The organism is Gynuella sunshinyii YC6258, assembly GCF_000940805.1.
GTDB classification, from domain to species: Bacteria; Pseudomonadota; Gammaproteobacteria; order Pseudomonadales; family Natronospirillaceae; genus Gynuella; species Gynuella sunshinyii.
This window is the reverse complement of sequence record NZ_CP007142.1, coordinates 6,089,102-6,105,275: the sequence shown is the minus strand read 5'-3', so window position 1 is coordinate 6,105,275 and position 16,174 is coordinate 6,089,102. Positions and strand designations below refer to the sequence as shown.

The 16,174-nt window shown below is 57.7% G+C and carries 2 pseudogenes; both read right to left on the bottom strand.

Going from position 1 to position 16,174, the window contains the following annotated elements:
- Positions 1-38 precede the first annotated feature (38 nt).
- Positions 39-6,377: pseudogene (locus tag YC6258_RS31460) on the bottom strand (amino acid adenylation domain-containing protein); the annotation flags it as partial.
- 33 nt (positions 6,378-6,410) lie between these two features.
- Positions 6,411-16,100 (bottom strand): annotated as a pseudogene (locus YC6258_RS31455) (non-ribosomal peptide synthetase); the annotation flags it as partial.
- Positions 16,101-16,174: the final 74 nt, after the last annotated feature.

Sequence of the window (16,174 nt, the reverse complement as noted above, 5' to 3'; positions counted from 1 at the left end):
ACAGTCGCGCCAGGGGCGTGATCAGTCAGTGTTGCCGCCAGAGCCGCCAGAGTCGGTTGTCTGAACAGTTCGCTGACCGCCAGGGCATAGCCCCGCAGGCGCAGTTGTTCGGCCAGCTTGATGGCCAGTAAAGAATGACCGCCCAACGCAAAAAACTGATCCTGACGGCCAATACGTTCAATACCCAGCAGGTCCTGCCAGATGGTTGCCAAAGCTTGTTCGACGTCGCCTTGTGGCGCTTCATAGTGGCTGCGGGAGAATGCACTTTCATCTGCATCCGGCAGGGCCTTGCGGTCGACTTTGCCATTCGGGGTCAGCGGCAGTGTATCGATTTGCACGTAGGCGACCGGAACCATGTAATCCGGCAGGTGAGTTGCTGCATGCGTCCGTAACAGGCTACTGTCTGCGTTGCCGACGTACCACGCGATCAGTCGTAAATGACCGTTCTGATCTGACCGGGCCATGACAATGGCGTCGCTGACATCAGCGTTTGCGCGCAGGCAGGTTTCAATTTCAGCCAACTCGACCCGGAACCCCCGGATTTTGACCTGATCGTCGTTGCGGCCCAGATACTCGATACGCCCATCAGCGCGCCAGCGGGCCAGATCACCGGTGCGGTACATGCGTGCGCCCGGTGTGGTTGAAAACGGATCATCCAGGAAACGTTCGGCAGTCAGATCCGATCGGTTCAAATAACCTCGGGCGACCTGTACGCCACCGATATAGAGTTCACCTGCTACACCAATCGGCAGGGGTTGACCCGATGGATCCAGAATGTAGATTGCGGTATTGGCGAGTGGCTGTCCGATTGAGACGGATTGCACGTCCGTTGCTCTCAGCCGCAGTGCGGTGGCGTTCACGGTGGCTTCGGTCGGACCATAAAAATTGACCAGTACCGGGCCGTTGGGGTAGTTCCGGAACCAGCTCTGTACAGAGGCTTCCGGTATGGCTTCTCCACCGGTACAGACTATTCTCAAGGTCTCCGGCAACGGTAACCCGGCATGGCATAGCTGCTTCCAGAACTGGGTGGGGATATCTGCATAGGTAATCTGGTTTTCACGGCAGTATTGCCAGAATGTTTCCTCACTGCTGATCCAGTCATCCGTGCGTAGCACCAGGGAGGCACCGCTGCCCAGTGCTCCGAAAATATCCGCTACGGAATAGTCAAAGCCGATATTGGCAAACTGAACGACGCGATCATTTTCGCTCAACCCACAGAACTGCTGCTGAGACATGGCCAGATGGCTGACGTGACGGTGTTCTATCATCACGCCCTTGGGCTTTCCGGTAGAACCAGAGGTATAAATCACATAGGCCAGATGATGTGGAGTCAGGCCCAGTGTTGCGGGGGCGATATCGGTCTGCGGGTGTTGTTGCCAAGGTTGGTCTGTGACATCCAGCTCGATGAGCGCCGGGCCGGTTGCTTCGTCTTTTGTGACCGGAAAGGCCATCCGGATGCGCAGCGCGGATGTGGTCAGCAGTGCAACCGGCTCGCTGTCCGCCAGCATGTAAGCCAGACGCTCCTGCGGGTAGCTGATATCCAACGGCACATAAGCGCCGCCGGCTTTCAGAGTAGCCAGTATGGCCACGATCAGCTCACAACTGCGCTCCAGCGCAATGGCGACCCGTTGATCGGGGCGAACACCGAGTTCGATCAGCCAGTGGGCGAGCTGATTGGCGCGAGCATTCAGTTCGCTATAGCTCAGTGACTGTCCTTCGAAGACGACGGCGATAGCGTCCGGTTGCCGTGCGGCCTGTTGTTCAAATTGCTGATGGATGCAATGAGCTGTCGGCATTGCTACAGCGGTGTCATTGAAGTCATAGAGCACCTGCTGGCGCTCGAACTCAGACAACAGCGGTATCTGTGTGACCGGCTGCTGGCTGTCGGCCACCATGCCACGCAACAGCCTTTGCCAATGGGCCAGATGACGTTCCATGGTCTCGGCGTCAAACAGCGCAGTGGCGTAGTTCAATTGACCATTCAAACCTTCGTCGCTTTCGGCTATGTCCAGGCTCAGATCAAACTGGGCAGTATGATTGGTGGCGGGTATCGGTGTCAGTGTCAGATCGGCCATGCGTAGCGTGGCGGACGGCGTGTTCTGGACACTGAACATCACCTGGAAGATCGGGCTGTGGGCCAGACTGCGGGTTGGAGCCACGGCTTCGACAATCTGCTCGAACGGAAGATCCTGATGAGCCTGTGCTGAAATCACCGTGTCTTTGACCTGCGCCAGCAAGGTGTGGATGTCCGGTTGAGTCGACAGATCGATGTGCAGCGGCAGGGTGTTGACGAACATGCCGATCAACCCTTCCAGCTCAGTGCGGGTACGACCGGCCACCGGGGTGCCAATGACCACCGTATCCTGCCCGGACAGTCGGCTCAGCAAGGTAGCCCAGGCCCCCAGCAGGGTCATAAACAAGGTGGTGCCGTGACGCTGACTCAACGCTTTTAGCCCGTGGCTTAACTCAGGTGCCAGGGTGAACTCGACCGTCGCACCGTCATAGTTTTGATTCTCGGGTCGCGGACGATCCGTGGGCAGTGTCAGACAGTCCGGTGCTCCGTTCAGATGCTCAATCCAATACTGTTGCTGACCTTGCAGCACCTCACCTTGCTGATGCTGCTGTTGCCAGGCGGCGTAATCGCCATAGCTGATGCGCAGAGAGGGTAACGGATCAGGCTGACCGGCATGGAAGGCGGTGTACAGGGCACTGAGCTCTTCAATAAACAGACTGATCGACCAGCCATCGGCAATGATGTGATGCAATGCGATTTGCAGGTCATGGGTCTGATCATCCATCTGCACCAGCTGTCCCTGCACCAACGGTCCGGTGCTGAGGTCAAACTGCGGTGCCAGTAGCGGCTGTTTCTCGCCGGGCGTCCAGGTCAGCTCCGTGAGCGGAAAGGCTTGAGCGCCTGCGGGTGCAATGACCTGCACGGCTTCTCCCTGCACGGACTCAAAGCGGGTCCGCAGCGGTGCATGGCGGGCCATGATGCGATTCAGCGCCTGTGTCAGCGCGGTTTTATTCAACCGACCGTGAAGCCGAACGCTGCCGTGAATAACATAGGCGGCACTGGCGGCCGGATCGATCCGGGTCAGAAACCAGAGTCGTTGTTGTGCCAGCGACAGCGGCGGTGTGACGCCGTCGCCCAGAGGTTCGATGGCACTGAGGGTTTGTTGTTCGGCGTCTTGCAGAGTGGCGGCCAGATCTTTGAGGATGGGGCGTTCAAACAGCCGGGCCAGCGGCAGTTCCCGGTTCAATCTGGAACGGATATGCGAGACCAGCCGCACGGCCAGCAGGGAATGACCGCCCAGTTCAAAGAAATGATCCTGCCGACCCACACGTTCGATACCCAGAAGATCCTGCCAGATCTGCGCCAACGCTTGTTCCAGCTTCCCTTGCGGGGCTTCGTATTCACTGCGCGCAAAGGCACTGTCATCAGGGGTTGGTAAGGCTCTGCGGTCGACCTTGCCGTTTTGGGTCAGCGGAATCTGCTCCAGAGCGACATAGGCCGATGGCACCATATGGGCCGGCAGACGCTGGGCCAGTCGGGTTTTCAGATCACTGATCTCCGTGTCGCCATCGTCCAGTACGACATACGCCAGCAACTGTTGATTCAGGCTGACCACAACCACCGCGTTTTTGACGCCGGCGCAGGCGGTCAGGGCCGCAGCGATTTCACCGAGTTCGATACGGAAACCACGCAGCTTGACCTGATCGTCATTACGCCCCAGATACTCAATGGTTCCGTCGGCCAGCCAGCGACCGAGGTCACCGCTGCGGTACATGTGGGCAGCGGGTGCTGCCGAGAACGGATCATCGAGGAAGCGTTCGGCGGTCAGTGCCGGCTGGTTCAGGTAGCCACGCGCGACCCCGACACCAGCGATATAAAGCTCACCGGTCACACCGACCGGCACGGGTTGCTGATGGGCGTCCAGCAGATACACGCGACGGTTTGCCATGGCCCGGCCAATGTGTGGTTGAGCAGCCTGTTGTGTGATCCGCGTATGGGTGCAGTCCACAGTACTTTCGGTGGGGCCGTAGACATTATGGAATGCGATGCCATCGAGCGCTGCCAGGGTTCGCCACTGTGCCGGGCTGATGGTTTCACCGCCGATCAGCACCGAGCGCAGAGAGTCCGGCAACGGTCCGGCGGCCATCAACAACGCCAGCTGTGACGGGGTGCAATCAAACACATCCAGGGCCTGCTGATCGATCCAGTCGCGCAGCTGTTCGCCGTTCTGACGGATGGTCTCCGGCACGATCACCAACATTCGACCCGAAGCCAGTTGCACCAGCTGCTGCACGGAGGCATCAAAAGCCGGTGAGGCATTGAGACTGACGCGTTGCAGAGCAGCCGAACCATACACGGCCTGTTCCAGACCGACCCAGAGATTGACCACGCTGTCATGCTCGATCAGTACGCCTTTGGGCTGCCCGGTGGAGCCGGAGGTGTAAATCACATAGGCCAGATGCGAAGGCGTCAGGCCCAGTACCGCTGGATCGATATTATCGGTCGGGCAGGTGGCCCAGGGTTGGGCCGGATCGTCCAGATCAATAACCGGGCGCTCGGTGGGTACTTTCGCATGCAGAACACTGGTCGTGATCAGGACGACCGGTTCACTGTCCGCCAGCATGTAAGCCAGACGCTCCTGCGGATAACCCGGATCAAGGGGCACATAAGCCCCGCCGGCTTTTAAGGTGGCCAGTATGGCGACGATCAGCTCGCAACTGCGCTCCAGCGCAATGGCGACCCGTTGATCGGGTTTGACACCGAGTTCGATCAGCCAGTGGGCCAGTTGGTTAGCCTGTTGGTTCAGTTCGCCATAACTCAGTGACTGTCCTTCGAAGACGACGGCGATAGCGTTCGGTTGCCGTGCGGCCTGTTGTTCAAATTGCTGATGGATGCAGTGAGCTGTCGGCATTGCTACAGCGGTGTCATTGAAGTCATAGAGCACCTGCTGGCGCTCAGCGTCCGGCAGTACGGTCAGATCGCTGATGGTCTGTGCCGGGGTTTGCTCCAGTGCATCGACCAGTTCAGACAGGGTCGTCCGCATCATCTCGCCGATCCGTTCCGCTCCAAGGCGTTTATCGACCTGGATATCCAGGCTAAAGCCGTCTGAACCCTGATCATTAATGGAGACATTGACCGGGTAGTTGGTGCGTTCCTGACTGAACAGCAGTTCAATGCCTTCCAGTTGCACCTGTACATCGGTCTGCTCGCTGCCGCCGTTATAGCGGTAGTTCAGCAGACTGGTGAACAGCGGACTCTGGGCATCCACACCGCTGTATTGCTGCACCTCGGCCAGTGACGCGTGTTCATGGTTCAGCAGCCCGGCCAGGCTGTTGTGAGTCTGGTGCAGAGCCTGTTCGACACTGACCTGACCCAGGGACAGTCGTAGTGGCAGGGTGTTCAGGAACATGCCGAGCACCCGATCCGCGCCTTCCCCGCCGGCCATACGGCCGAACAGCACGGTGCCGAAGACCACATCGTCGTGCCCGGTAGTGGCCTGTAGCACCCGGCCCCAGGCCAGATGGAACAGGCTGGTGACGCTGACGCCATGTTGTTGCGACTGGGTACGTAATTGCTGTGCCAGTTGGAGAGTTAAAGGCAGGTGGCATTCTTCAATGCTCTGACCATCACCCTGAATATCGAGTAATCCAAACGGCGCACAGGGTTCGTCAATGTCGCTGAGTTGGGCTTTAAAGAATGTTTCCTGAGCCGGTGTGTTCGTCTGTTGACGAGCGAGAGCCACAAATTGTCGAAACGGCAGTGGAGCCGGGAGTTGATCGGCACGGTTCTGAAGGTGCGCCTGAACTTCTTCGAGCAACAATTCCAGGGTGGTGTGATCCATGATCAGATGGTGGTGCAGCAGGCACAGTAGCCAACGATGGTTGGCGGCATCAAAGGTTTGATACGCCTGCATCATCGGTGCCTGAGCGATGTTCATCTGCAACTGTGTCGGATCAAGATGCTGTTGCAGGGCAGCGGCCACGTCGGCGGTTTCAAAAGACAGGGTTTCCACCGGCATCAATGCCTCACGCCAGACCACCTGAACGGCTTCATCCAGGCCGTCCCAGACCACGGCCGTGCGCAGAATGTCGTGACGATTAATGACGCGCTGCAGCACGCCGAGAAATTCCGTCAATCGATGTTCATCGTTGAAACTCAGCATGATCGGGGAGATATAGGCATCACCGACCGGTTTCAGCAGATGATGGAACAGAATACCTGCCTGCAACGGTGCCAGCGGATAGATGTCCTGAACGTTACGGGCACCGCCGGGCGCGGTAGCAACCACGGCATCGATCTGATCCTGAGTCAGTGCCACCAGCGGCAGCATGTCCGGGGTGATGTGTTTACTGTCGGCCTGAATCCGGTTGGCCGGGACAGTCGTGGTTGAGTCGTTATCGGTCAGTGTTGCCGCCAGTGCTGCCAGAGTCGGTTGTTTGAACAGCTCACTGACGGCCAGGGTATAACCGGCCCGGCGCAGACGTTCGATGAGTTTGATCGCCAGCAGGGAATGACCACCGAGTTCAAAGAAATGATCCTGCCGACCGACCCGCTCGATGCCGAGCAGATCCTGCCAGAGAGTGGCGAGTAACGGTTCAATCTCACCTTGGGGGGCTTCGTATTCGGTGCGTACAAAGGCGTTGTCGTCGGGGGAAGGCAAGGCTTTGCGATTGACTTTACCGTTCGGGGTCAGCGGCAGTGCATGCATCTGCACATAGGCGGCCGGCACCATGTAGGCCGGCAGGTGTGCTGTCACATGGGCGCGCAGTGTTTCGGCAGTGGCGTTGCCGACATACCAGGCGATCAGATGCTGCTCACCATTCGGGCGGCGTCGGGCCATGACCACGGTGTCGGTCACGCCGGTTTGTGCCCGCAGACAGGTTTCAATTTCACCGGGTTCAACCCGGAAACCGCGAATTTTGACCTGATCGTCGTTACGACCCAGGTATTCGATGTGACCGTCGGCCTGCCAGCGGCCCAGGTCGCCGGTGCGGTACATGCGCGCGCCCGGTGTGGCTGAAAACGGGTCATCCAGGAAGCGTTCGGCGGTCATTTCCGGCTTGTTCAGATAGCCTCGTGCCACCTGTACGCCGCCGATATAGAGTTCGCCTTCCACACCCATTGGCACCGAATGTCCGGCCGGATCAAGAATGTAGATGGCCATGTTGGCCAGCGGTTGACCGATGGAAACCGCTGTATTCTGCGGCTGCAAGCGTAGCGCTGTGGTGTTCACCGTTGCCTCGGTCGGGCCGTAGAAGTTGACCAGCATCGGGCCTTCAGGATAGTGCTGGAACCAGCTCTGCACAGAGGCTTCCGGCATGGCTTCTCCCCCGGTACAGACAATTCTCAAGGTCTCCGGCAACGGCAGCCCGGCATGACACAGTTGTTTCCAGAACTGAGTGGGAATATCCGCGTAGGTAATCTGGTAGTCGCGGCAGTATTGCCAGAACGTTTCCTCGCTGTTGATCCAGTCATCTGTGCGCAGCACCAGCGCCGCACCGCAGCACAATGCTCCGAAAATATCGGCCACGGAATAGTCAAAGCCGATATTCGCGAACTGCACAATGCGGTCGTGCTCGGTCAGTGCGCAGTATTGCGCTTGAGACATGGCCAGGTGCGCAACATGATGATGCTCAATCATCACGCCTTTCGGTTGCCCGGTGGAGCCGGAGGTGTAGATGACGTAGGCCAGATGCGCCGGGGTCAGACCCAGTGTCGCGGTGGTGATATTGTCACTTGAGTACGCTGTTGCTGAGAAACGGTCCAGTTCGATGACGGTCCGGGCTGCCGTATTGTCAGCCGACAGCCAGCTCAGCTGACTGCGCAGGGCTGATGTGGTCAGCAGTGCCGCAGGGGCACTGTCGGTCAGCATGTAGCCCAGGCGTTCCGGTGGGTAGGTGATATCCAGCGGCACATAGGCACCACCGGCTTTCAGGGTTGCCAACAGCGCCACAATCAGCTCACAGCTGCGTTCCAGCGCAATGGCAACGCGCTGGTCCGGTTTTACGCCGAGCTCCATCAGCCGGTGCGCCAGACGGTTGGCTTGCCGGTTCAGTTCGCCATAGCTCAGCGACTGGTCTTCGAACACCACCGCAGTGGCGTCTGGTCGCCGTTTGGATTGCTGTTCAATCAGCTCATGCACACACAGACCCGATGGGAAGTCGGTATGGGTGGCATTGAAACCGTACAGCAGCTGCTGTCGCTCGGACTCCGGCAGAACGGGCAGGGTATTGATGGCTTGCGTCGGTGTCTGTGCCAGTGCATCCGCCAGCGCGTTTAATGCGGTCAGCAGCATCTGACCGACCCGTGCGGCACCTATGCGCGGATCGACCTGAATATCGAGGCTGAAATGTTTGCCGCCGTGGTCATTGACGGAAAGATCGACCGGGTAGTTGGAGCGTTCCTGGCTGAACAGGATATTCATACCTTTGACACCGGCCCGGTCTGGTGTGTCCAGCTGTTGGCTGCCGCCGTCGTAACGGTAGTTGAGCAGGCTGGTGAACAGCGGGCTTTGGGCATCGACGCCGCTGCATTGCTGGATTTCCGCCAGCGACGCGTGCTCAAAATTCAACAGTTCGGCCAGGCCATCGTGAGTCTGGTGCAGTGCCTGTTCAATGGTTTCCTGGCCCAGTGACAGCCGCAACGGCAGGGTGTTCAGGAACATGCCGAGCACCCGGTCCGCCCCTTCACCGCCAGCCATACGACCGAATAACACCGTGCCGAAAACCACATCGTCGAGCCCGGTGGTGGCCTGAACCACTCGTCCCCAGGCCAGATGGAACAGACTGGCCACGCTGACGCCATGTTGTTGCGACTGTGCTCGCAGTCGCTGCGCCAGCGTGTCATCAATCGGCAAGTGAGCTTCATCGACACCCTGACCGCTGCCTTGAATATCCAATAGCCCGAACGGCGCGCAGGGCTCATCCAGGTCACCCAGTCGTTCCCGGAAATAATCCTGTTGCGCCTGTTGATGGGTCTGCTGACGGGCAAGGGCGACAAACTGTCGGAACGGCAATGGGGTTGGTAATTGATCTGCCTGGCCCTGAATATGCGCCTGTACCTCTTCCAGCAGCAGTTCCAGGGTGGTGTGATCCATGATCAGATGGTGGTGCAACAGACACAGCAGCCAGCGGTTATTGGCGGCATCAAAGGTTCGACAGGCCTGCATCATCGGTGCCTGAGCGATGTTCATGGATAAGCGGGCCGGATCAAAATGCTGTTGCAGGGCTTCGGCTACGTCTTCTGCTGCCAAAGACAGGGTTTCCACCGGCATCAACGCCTCGCGCCAGACCACCTGCACTGCCTCATCCAGACCTTCCCAGATGATTGCCGTGCGCAGAATATCGTGACGCTGAATCACCGATTGCAGGGCCGTCAGACACTGATTCAATATCTCTTCGTTGTCAAAGCTGAGGATCGAGCGGTTAATGTAGGCATCGCCAACGGGTTTCAGCAGGTGATGGAACAGGATACCGGTCTGCAACGGGGCCAACGGGTAGATGTCCTGGACATTGCCGACACCGCCCGGCACGGTGGCGACCACGGTATCGATCTGCGCCTGGGTGAGTTCAACCAGTGGCAGCATATCCGGGGTGATCCGGTTGCAGTCGACATGAATCCGGTTGGCGGGAATATTCGCGGTGGTGGTATTGCTTGTCAGCGATGCCGCCAGGGCGCTCAGTTTAGGCTGTTTGAACAACTCGCTGACGGCCAGCGCATAACCGGCCCGGCGCAGGCGTTCGATCAGTTTGATGGCCAGCAGCGAATGGCCGCCCAATTCGAAGAAATGATCCTGGCGACCGACGCGTTCGATGCCGAGCAGATCCTGCCAGATGGCAGCAATTGCCTGCTCGGTTGTGGTCTGCGGTGCCTCGTAGCTGCTACGGACAAAGGCGCTGTCATCGGGTGCCGGCAGTGCCTTGCGATCAACCTTGCCATGTCGGGTGAGGGGAATCTGAACCAATGGCACATAGGCTGACGGCACCATGAAATCAGGCAGACGCTGGCTCAGCTGCTGTTTCAGTGTCTCAATGGCAAGGTTCTCGTCCGAGACGGTGTAATAGGCCACCAGGCGGTGATCGCCGCTATCGGTGCGTTGAGCGATGACTGCTGCTTCATCAACACCGGTGCAGGCCTGTAATGCCGATTCGACTTCACCGGGTTCAATGCGGAAGCCGCGGATTTTGACCTGAAAGTCGTTCCGGCCCAGATAATCGATGGTGCCGTCAGCCTGCCAGCAGCCCAGATCACCGGTGCGGTACATGCGTGCTCCAGACTCGTTGGCAAACGGATCATCGAGAAAGCGCTCTGCGGTCAGATCCGGTCGGTTCAGATAGCCGCGGGCAACGCCGGCCCCGCCAATGTAGATTTCACCGGTCACGCCGATGGGCACCGGTTGCTGATGTTCATCCAGAATATACATCCGGGTATTGGCGATCGGACGTCCGATCGACACGGCCCCGGCCATAGCGTTATCGTCAAGCCCGTTCAAGGTATGAATACAGCAGCCGACGACGGTTTCGGTTGGGCCGTATTCGTTCACTATGCGCACATCAGGCCGATGCTGACGCCAGAAACTCAAATGGCGTTCCAGCACTGCTTCGCCCCCGAGAATAAATTGCTGCAAGCCGGGCAGAGCGGCGATGTCGACTCCGTTCGGATCACTGCTCAGCAGACGGCTCAAGGCGTCCAGATAAGAGGGTGTCAGCTTGATAAAGCTGAATGGTTCGCCGCAGACCAGGGCGCTGTACAGGGACGTGATTTCGTCCTGATCATCGACGATATACAGTGTTTTACCGACCAGAATCGGCACAAAGACGCTGGTAATGGTGGCGTCGAAGCCGATGGATGAGTTCATCGGGATGCGGTCACCGGCGGTGTCCGGGTAGGTTTGCAGACTCCAGTGCAGGTAGTTCATCAGGCTGCGATGTTCGATCATCGCGCCTTTGGGCCGTCCGGTGGAACCGGAAGTGTAGATGACATAGGCCAGATGCCCTGGGGTCAGACCCAGCGACGCGGGCGCGATATTGTCAGCCGGGCAGGTTGCCCATGGCTGGGCATCACTGTCCAGTTCGATCAGCGCCGGTTCTGTGGTGGTCAGGGCGGTCAGTTTGGTGCGTACCGTGCTGGTGGTGATCAGTACCACCGGTTCGCTGTCTTCCAGCATGTCAGTCAGTCGTTCCGAGGCGTAGCCCGGATCAACCGGTACATAGGCACCACCGGCTTTCAAGGTTGCCAGCAGGGCCACGATCAGCTCACAACTGCGTTCCAGCGCTATGGCAACGCGCTGGTCCGGTTTGACGCCGAGTTCGATCAGCCAGTGAGCCAGGCGGTTGGCTTGGTCATTCAGCTCTTTATAGCTCAGTGACTGTCCTTCGAAGACGACCGCGATGTTATCCGGTGACTGCGCGGCCTGTTGTTCAAACAGTTCATGAACGCACTGATCCGCCGGGTATTGCGCTGTCGTTTCGTTGAAGCCGTACAGCACCTGCTGTCGCTCAGCCTCTGGCAGAATGGGCAGGGTATTGATGGCTTGCGTCGGTGTTTGGGCCAGTGCATCTGCCAGCGCGTTCAACGCTGCCAGCAGCATGTGACCGACCCGTTCGGCACCAATGCGTTGATCGACCTGGACATCCAGACTGAAACCGACACCGCGATGGTCATTGATTGAGATATTAACCGGATAGTTGGTGCGCTCCTGGCTGAACAGGATGTTCATGCCGTTGATGCCGGCCTGATCCGGTGTGTCCAGCTGCTGACTACCGCCGTCGTAACGATAGTTGAGCAGGCTGGTAAACAGCGGACTCTGTGGGTCGATACCGCTGTATTGCTGGATTTCCGCCAGCGAAGCGTGTTCATGGTTCAGCAGCTCGGCCAGTCCGCTGTGGGTCTGGCGCAGCGCCTGTTCAATGGTTTCCAGGCCCAGTGACAGCCGTAGCGGCAGGGTGTTCAGGAACATGCCCAGCACCCGGTCCGCGCCTTCGCCGCCGGCCATACGGCCGAATAACACGGTGCCGAAAACCACATCGTTGAGCCCGGTGGTGGCCTGAACCACTCGTCCCCAGGCCAGATGGAACAGACTGGCCACGGTCACACCGTGTTGCTGTGATTGTGTCCGCAGACGCTGCGCCAGTTCGCTTTCAACCGGTAAGTGGCATTCTTCAATGCTCTGACCACACCCCTGAATATCGAGCAGCCCGAACGGTGCGCAGGGCTCATCCAGGTCACCCAGTCGCTCCCGGAAATAATCCTGTTGCGCCTGTTGATGGGTCTGCTGACGGGCAAGGGCGACAAACTGTCGGAACGGCAATGGCGTTGGTAGTTGATCGGCACGGTTCTGAAGATGTGCCTGAACTTCTTCCAGCAGCAGTTCCAGGGTGGTGTGATCCATGATCAGATGGTGGTGCAGCAGACACAGCAGCCAGCGGTTATTGGCGGCATCAAAGGTTCGGCAGGCCCGCATCATTGGTGCCTGACTGATGTTCATCTGTAACTGCGCCGGATCAAAATGCTGTTGCAGGGCTTCGGCCACGTCTTCTGCTGCCAAAGACAGGGTTTCCACTGGCATCAGTGCCTCGCGCCAGACCACCTGCGCCGCTTCTTCCAGACCTTCCCAGACGATTGCTGTGCGCAGAATGTCGTGACGTTGAATGACGGACTGTAAGGCATCGACAAAGCTATCCAGTCCGGCTTCCTGCTCAAAGCTCAGAATGGAACGGGTAATGTAGGCATCACCGACCGGCTCCAGCATATGATGGAACAGAATACCGGTCTGCAATGGTGCCAGCGGATAGATGTCCTGGACATTGCCGACACCGCCCGGCACGGTGGCGACCACGGTATCGATCTGCGCCTGGGTGAGTTCAATCAGCGGCAGCATGGCCGGAGTAATCTGGTCGCAATCCGGGTGAATAAGATTGGCCGCGACAGGGTCGGTTGTTGTGCTGTTGGTCAATGTGGCTGCCAGTGCCGCCAGGGTTGGTCGTTTGAACAGCTCGCTGACGGACAGAGCATAGCCCTGTCGGCGCAGCTGTTCGGCCAGTTGAACTGCCATCAGGGAATGCCCGCCCAGGGCAAAGAAATGATCCTGACGACCAATCTGTTCAATACTGAGCAGATTCTGCCAGATGTTAGCCAGCACCTGTTCAATCTCACCTTGCGGGGCTTCATATTCAGTGCGCAGGAAATCGCGCTCTGTGGGTTCCGGCAGGGCTTTGCGATCAACCTTGCCGTTCGGTGTCAGCGGTAGTTTTTCGACATTTATAAACGCTGCCGGCAGCATATGTACCGGTAGTTGGGCGCTGATGTGAGCCCGCAGCTCGGTTATCTCGGCATGACCGGTAAACCAGGCAATCAGACGTGGCTGCTGGCTTTGATCCGGCCGGGCCATGACGACAATACCGGTAACCCCGGCACAGTCGCGTGCGCAGGACTCGATTTCGCCAAGCTCGATGCGAAAACCACGTATCTTGACCTGATCGTCGTTACGGCCGAGGTATTCAATGGTGCCATTGGCGTGCCAGCGTCCCAGATCACCGGTCTTATACATGCGTGCGTCGGGTGCGGATGAAAACGGATCGGGAATGAAACGCTCAGCGCTCAGTTCTGGCCGGTTCAGATAGCCCCGTGCAACCTGTATTCCACCAATATGGAGTTCCCCCACCACGCCTGCAGGAACCGGGTGTCCCTGGGGATCGAGAATATACATATGGACATTGGCTTTGGGCTGACCGATGGATACTGTGACTTTCTCGGTGTCATATGAACAAGCCCAACCGGTGACATCCACGGCCGCTTCTGTCGGCCCATAGAGATTGTGCAGTTCAGTCCGGGGCAAATGGACGCGTGTCTGCCTGACCGTTGCTGCAGGCAGTGCTTCTCCACTACAGAATATGGCCCGCAGGCTCGGACATTGACCGGGGGCCAGCACGTTGACAAAGTGGCTCAACATTGGCGGGACAAAGTGAACGATGGTGACCTGTGCCTGTTCAATCAATGTCCGCAGATAATATGGATCTTTATGGCCTTCCGGTTTTGCCAGCAGCAGGGTTGCACCGGTCCATAACGGACAGAAGAACTCCCACACCGAAACATCGAAACTGAAAGGCGTCTTTTGCAGAATGATGTCCTGCTGGTTGAACGAGTAATCTTCAATCATCCAGGCCAGACGGTTGACCACTCCCCGGTGCTCATTCATGACGCCTTTGGGTTGACCGGTAGAACCGGAGGTATAGATCACATAGGCCAGATGATGATTTTCCAGGCCAATGTCGCCCGGGTCGATGTTGCTGGTCGGGCATTGCTGCCAGGGTGTTGTTTCGCCGTCCAGTTCGATCAGCTGAATGTGACCGGTCTGCCCAGACAGGGCGCTGACCTGAGTACGAATGGATTGACTGGTGATCAGTACTACCGGTTGGCTGTCTTCAAGCATGTAGGACAGCCGATCCTCCGGATACGCAGGATCCAGAGGCACGTAAGCGCCACCGGCTTTCAACGTTGCCAGCAGAGCGATCACCAGTTCGTGACTGCGCTCCAGGGCAACACCGACCCGGCTGTCCGGTCCGACGCCCTGTTGCCGCAGCCACCACGCCAGTTGGTTGGCCCGGCGGTTCAGTTCACCGTAGCTGAGTGATTGATTGTTAAACGACAGCGCGGTCGCTTCCGGCCGTTGACGGGCCTGTGCTTCAAACGGTTGGTGAATAAAATCGCTGACCGGTGCTGCCAGCCGGGCGGCATTCCATTGTTCCAGAATACGGTCACGCTCGCCGGGGACAAACAGTTCCCAGTCGCCGACAGGCTGATCCTGGTTCTTGCCTGCCACGGCGATAAAACACCGTAGACGATAGAGATGAGCGTCCAGGTCGCCTGGGCTGTACAGGCTCGCATTAGCGTCCATATAAAATTCAAGACCATGCTCACCGAGGTCAGATACGGTCACAGAAAGGTCGTCCACCGGACCAAAGGCCAGATTGTGCTCGGCGGTGCTGATGCCATCGAAAGTGACTTCCCCTGACAATGGCAGGAAGTTGAAAGCAGTTGCAAAAAATGTCCGGTTTTCGGTTGCCAGACCGAGATCGGTTCTGAGCTGTTCACCCCGGTAGCGTTGATGCCGTAGCGCGCTGCTTAACCGGCCTTTGACCTGTTGCAGGCATTGACTTAACGTCAGACTGGCTGACAGTTCCAATCGCAGCGGAACGATATTGGATGACATGCCGGGCAGGCTTCGATGGTGGCGACTCATGCGCGCTGTTACCGGTAGCCCCATGACCAGATCGTGCTGGCCTGTCATCCGGTACAGATAAATAGCGGTCAGAGCAGTTAATAACTGTGCAAGGCTGATATCGTGTTGGCGGGCGAGGTCACGAATGCGCTGATTTTCCTGGTGGCTCATGGCCAGTGTCCGCCTGACAATATCAACACAAAGTGACTGCTGATTGACCAGACTGACCGGTGCCGGTGCGTTTTGCATTAATGCCTGCCAGTATTCACGATCATGTTGAAAATGGCGGGATGTGTGGTAGGCCTGTTCCAGCTCCATCAGTTCCTGAATACCACCAAAGGAGTGTTCTGACACCGGCCGTCCCTGCATCAACGCAGAGTAGATATCAGCGATACGGCGTGTCACTATGGTCCCGCTGTAACCATCGAGCACGATATGGTGAGCGGATTGATAAAAGAAAAACCGTTCCGGGGCGATGCGTAACAGCGCAAATGAAAAAAGTGGACCGTTCTCAAAATCATAGGGCTGGTCCAGATTTCCCCGCATCCATTGAATTGCCTGCTGCTCAGGATGCTGTTTGGTACTGAAATCCAGAACCGGAAATACCCAGAGGGGTACCCCGGAAACCCTTTGCATTGGCGACGGGCCAGAGGCATCAATGGTGAGTCGAAGGGTCTCTGTCTCTTCGACCGCCTGACCAATCGCAATTTTTAAAACATCGGCATCTATCTGACCACCAATATCCGTATATTTGGATACCTTGAATACATTGGGTCGGGCGTTCTGACTCACATGTTGTGCCAACCAGATGCCTTGCTGAGCCGTTGATAATGGAAAAGAAGGGGAATGATTTTCCTGAAGACTCATCTTGTTTTTACTCATAAAATTACGATTACCTATACTTTTTTTGAAGTGGTGACTGTTCTGAATCCGCAACTTCG